The sequence below is a fragment of the Oceanibaculum sp. genome, assembly GCF_022449305.1.
Taxonomy (GTDB): Bacteria; Pseudomonadota; Alphaproteobacteria; order Oceanibaculales; family Oceanibaculaceae; genus Oceanibaculum; species Oceanibaculum indicum.
In genome coordinates, this window is the sequence record NZ_JAKUSO010000110.1 from 1 (window position 1) to 4,738 (window position 4,738).

A 4,738-nucleotide genomic window follows, 5' to 3' on the forward strand; every position below is an offset into this window, starting at 1 on the left:
GCGCGTCCGGACTGAAGCGCGCTATCTGCCAGCTCCGGGATGGTCTCAAGCGGATCGTCGAAGGCGAGCCCCATCAGGTCGGCGAGATCTTCCTGCTTTATAGAGAAGCCGGGCTTTCGGGTGGCGAACCTTTTGTAGGCCAGAAAAATCTTTCCGGCCGGGCCGGGATCGTCACCCGAGGCTGTGAGCAAAACGGCGTCACGCAACGCTTGTTCGTCCTCGTTGCGGCCGGTCAGTCGGACGGCGGAGACGGCAGATTTCAGGGCCTGCCGCTCGCGCCAGCAACCGGCCCAGCTTGGTTCCGATCGAACAAGATCATCCAGCGATTTCAGAGCGATACCGGCGGAGAAGGCGGCATCGGCTTCGGTGGCATCACGCCCGCGCGGACGGGCCCATCCCGGCAGGAGGGCGGTGGGCGTGATAGCGTTTGTAGATGTGGCGGCGCGCGAATCCATGGCGATGAAGCTACAGCATAAGAGCGGTTAGTGCCAGAAGAATCGGCATAAACCGCACCACTTGTCTTTTCTTTATAATGATTGATAATTGTGACTTGGCACTTAATAATGAGACTGCCATCCCAACAATCTCATATGTTTAGAGCGGCACCTAATTTGAGAACGGGCAGTTAATTTGATAATCAGACTTGGATTTTGTCACTTTATGTGAGATTGACACTCTTGGATGTTTTCATCGAGAGCCTGCCATGACTGACCTTTTCCCCGCCGAGATAGACGAGGTGATTTGGGACGAAGCGTCCAGGCGAGCTGACGCGATTCGCGGCTTCCTGAAGCGTAATCCTGAAGGCGCGACGGCCGGAGATGTCGCCGAACTCGCGGCCGAGCTCGATCTGAGCCGAGCCACTGCATACCGGCTGATCAAACTGTTCCGCGCCGGCGGAACCGTGCTGTCTCTGGTGGACCGCAAACGAGGACGCCCCGAGGGTCATCGTGCCCTGGACGAGAAGCGAGAAGAAATCATCCGCGCGACGATAAGCGCATACTACCTGAAGCAGACCCGGCCGACGGTTTCGCAGCTGGTCCGTGACGTGCAGACAAATTGCATGTCGGAGGGGCTCAAGCCACCGCATCGCCGGACGGTAGTGGCACGCCTCAAGGACATCGACCTCCAGAAGCGTGCAAAGCGCCGCGGCGAACAGAAGATTGTGAAGGCGACAACGCCTGTTCCCGGGTGGTTCGGTGCATCACGCCCCCTGGAAGTCATCCAGATGGACCATACGAAGGCTGACGTCTTCGTCGTCGACGAGGAGACCCGGCAGCCGCTCTGTCGACCGTGGCTGACGCTGGCGATGGACGTCTGCAGCCGCATGGTGACAGGGTTTTATCTCACGATGGAGGCCCCGTCCCGGCTATCCACCAGCCTGTGCCTGTTGCACTCGGTCTTCGACAAGTCAGCTTGGTTGAGAGAACGCGAGATCGCCGAGCCGTGGCCCGTTGCTGGCCTACCGGACACTGTTCACGTCGACAACGGCGCCGACTTCCGCAGCCGGGCATTCAAGAGAGGATGCCAGGATGCCGGCATCGCGATCGAGTGGCGGCCGCCGGGTGAGCCGCGCTTTGGCGGTCACATCGAGCGGCTTATTGGAACACAAATGGGAAGGCTGCACCTGCTACCCGGGACAACATTCAGCAATGAACAGGAGCTGGGAGAGTACGACTCAAAGCGGCATGCGGCACTGACACTACGTGAACTCGAGCGGTATATCGCACTCGACATCGTCGGCTCCTATCATCAGTCGATCCACGGCACCCTGGGTCGCCCGCCGATAGCGGTCTGGCGAGAGCACGAGGGGGAGATCCCACTTCGGCTACCGCAGGATCGCATGCGCTTCTGGCTAACTTTCCTGCCTGAGCAGGAGCGAACGTTGCGGCCGACCGGCATTCACCTGTTCGGCCTGCGCTATTGGTCCGCAGCGCTCAGCGCCGACGTCGGGCGTTGCGACCGGCGCCTGCTTGTCAAATACGATCCGCGCGATATGGCGCGCATCTTCGTTCAACGGCCATCGGGAAACTTCGTGGAAGCTCGCTATGCAGATCTGACCCTGCCTTCCGTCACCTTGCACGAGGCGGTGACCGCCCGACGCACCCTTCTGGCGAAAGGACGCCGTGAAGTAGACTCTCGCGCCATCGTCCGCACCGCCATCGCACAGCGAGAGTTGGTTGAGGCGGCAACGAAGAAGACGGCAGCGGCACGACGCGGGATCGCTTCGCCTAAATCAAAAGTGGATGATCGGGGATGGGGCTCGCTCCGAGGTGTCGACTCCAGCAAACCTGTACCCTTTGTCGAGGATACAGATTGAGCTGGAGTGAACATGGACGATGAAGTTTCCCACCTGACCACCGGCGCCGCAGCGCTGCTTTCTGAAACGGACGAACGGCGCATTCGAACGATACGATCACGTCGCTGGGTTCTCTACCCACGCGCCAAGCAGGCGCTCGACCGGCTGAGCGCACTCCTCGACCATCCGCGAGGTACGCGCATGCCTTCGGTCGCGATATACGGCGACAGCGGTATGGGCAAGACCATGATCATGAAGCGCTTCCGGGACGAGCACCCGCCGAGCTTCAATCCACTAACGGGCACGTTGAAGACGCCGGTCCTGGCCATGGAGATGACGAGCCGCCCAGGCGAGCGACGCTTCTATGCCGAGCTGCTCACCCTTCTCGGCGCGCCTCAGCGGCCTCGTGCCGACATTGCCCAGATGGAACAGGCTGCATTGCGCATCATGGAGGCCATCGGCGTGCAGGTGTTGGTCATCGACGAGGTGCACAACATCCTCGCCGGATCCTATCGCGAGCAGCGCATCGTTCTGAACACTTTGCGCTTCCTCAGCAATCGTCTGCAGATCTCGCTTGTCTGCTTCGGCGTCAACGAGGCGCGGGAGGCGATCAGCGGCGACGTTCAGCTTGCGCGCAGGTTTGAGCAGTTCACCTTGAGCCGGTGGGCTGCAAACGAACAGTTCGAGACGTTGGTGGCCTCGATCCTGCGCAATACGCCGCTGCGTCGGCCCTCGCTGCTTACGCCGAAATCGTTGCGACGGATTCTGCAGATCACCGAGGGTATCACGGCAAACATCTTCCACATGATCAACAGCCTGGCCGTCGAAGCCATCGAAAACGGCTGCGAGCACATCAACGACGAAGCAGTCGAGAACTGGGAGCCAGAGTTCGATGCCGAGGCGGCGTTCGCATGAGTGAGAACACGCCTCCTCGACCGTTGCCGGTGGTGTTGTCGCGCCATTCAGACGAACTCCTGTCATCCTGGATCGGTCGGCATGCCGCCTTCTACGCGGTCCCGCCGCTGGTCATGCTTCGGCATTGCCTGCCGGAGGCTTCCTCATTGCGAGCGGCAGATCTGCAGCTGACCGGTGATCAGGAAATCCGCCTGGCCAACATGTTTGCCACCGAGCCGGCCGTGATGCGTCGAATGACTTTCGCAAATGTCGCGCGAGCATCGCGTCGTCTCATTGCCACACGGCCAACGCAGGTCTGCACGAACTGCTGCCCTGGTGGCGCTGAACCGGCGCCAATCCTGCGAAGCCAGCATCTGGGGTGGCGCATTAAGTGCCCTTTGTGCGGAGACCAACTCCGGGGTCCCGGTAAGTGGGAAATCCCCTCCCCTTTCCAGCAATATCGGAGTGCCGCTCTTCGTGGCGAAAAGCTGCTCGACGATGAAGCCGAACGTGGCATCGGCACCTGGACATCGCCAACCGAGATTGCCCGGCTTCTTCTGATGCGACGCATTCCAAGACCTTTCCCGCGCGAGCATGACCTTTGGCGCTTCCGTGTGCTTGGCGCAATCATCCCTGATCTTGACCATGTCGTTGCCGAGCAGGGGGAGAATCTGCCCACGCCTGCAAAGCCGACCCTGCCTCTTCACATGCGACCGGCTCTGCTGGCAGGGGTAGCCATCGTTGAACGTGCTGGACCAGAGATGCTCCAGATGCTGAGTGGTCACATGATGGGCGACAATCGCGTCCGGTTCAGTGACGCCGCCGAGAGCATGATAGCTCGAACTCCTACGTGGAAAGCTTCATCACAGATGCACTTAATTTGAGAATCTGACTGCCAATATTCTCAAATTTAAATGCCAAATTTGGGCCAATTCGACGCATTCTTACAATTAAGTGCCAAGCGACAGCTGGATCTCCAGTTCGGTCGTCGTGTCACCGAAGGTCGATGCCCATGCGTCGAACTCGTGCAGACCACGTTCGCGCAGCGCTTCAAACCCAAGCAGGCGCTGGACAGAGAACATCTCGCCCAACGTATTGGTAATCGGCGTACCAGAAGCAAGCACCAGCGCGCGGCCGGGGTTCTTCGTCTCGATGAAGCGGGATTTGACATAGAGATCCCAGGCGCGCTGCGAGCCATTCGGATCGATGCCCTTCAGCGTCGCCATATTCGTCGCGAAGGAAAGCTTGCGGAACTCCTGCGCTTCGTCGACGACGATCTGGTCGACGCCGATTTCCGAAATCGTCAGCAGATCGTCCTTGCGGGTCGACAGCGCCTCCAGCCGCTCTCTCAAACCCTCCTTCAAACGCTCGAGCCGCTTGCGAGATACACGGTCATCCCGGTCGAGCTTGGTCTGCAGATCCTCCTGCATCCGTTCCTGTTCATCGACCAGGGCGACCGTCTCCTTGGTCTGGTTGATCTGGGTCTGAAGCGAAGCGTTCTCTGCGCGCGCTGTCGACAGCTGAGCGTGGACGACCATGTAGAACACG

Annotated in this window: 5 protein-coding genes; 3 read left to right on the forward strand and 2 right to left on the reverse strand. The window is 59.9% G+C overall.

Annotated features, from left to right (window positions below):
* The coding region (locus MK313_RS17810) for a DUF1403 family protein (RefSeq protein ID WP_287783506.1) at nucleotides 1-455 on the reverse strand (455 nt) is incomplete at its 3' end.
* 248 nt (nucleotides 456-703) lie between these two features.
* Between MK313_RS17810 and MK313_RS17815 the strand changes: the two genes are divergently transcribed.
* Genes MK313_RS17815 through MK313_RS17825 form a run of 3 tightly spaced genes read left to right on the forward strand, consistent with a single transcriptional unit; the run spans nucleotide 704 to nucleotide 4,074 of the window.
* Nucleotides 704-2,317, forward strand: coding sequence for a Mu transposase C-terminal domain-containing protein (locus MK313_RS17815; protein WP_287783508.1), 1,614 nt, complete (start codon nucleotides 704-706; stop codon nucleotides 2,315-2,317).
* Between the two features lie 12 nt (nucleotides 2,318-2,329).
* Complete coding sequence (locus tag MK313_RS17820; RefSeq protein ID WP_287783511.1) at nucleotides 2,330-3,211, forward strand: TniB family NTP-binding protein; 882 nt, start codon at nucleotides 2,330-2,332, stop codon at nucleotides 3,209-3,211.
* Nucleotides 3,208-4,074 (forward strand): TniQ family protein, encoded by an 867-nt coding sequence (locus MK313_RS17825; protein ID WP_287783514.1) that lies wholly within the window; start codon nucleotides 3,208-3,210, stop codon nucleotides 4,072-4,074. The genes MK313_RS17820 and MK313_RS17825 overlap by 4 nt, the downstream gene beginning before the upstream one ends.
* A gap of 66 nt (nucleotides 4,075-4,140) precedes the next feature.
* Here MK313_RS17825 and MK313_RS17830 read toward each other — a convergent pair.
* The coding region (locus MK313_RS17830; RefSeq protein WP_287783516.1) for a hypothetical protein at nucleotides 4,141-4,738 on the reverse strand (598 nt) is incomplete at its 5' end.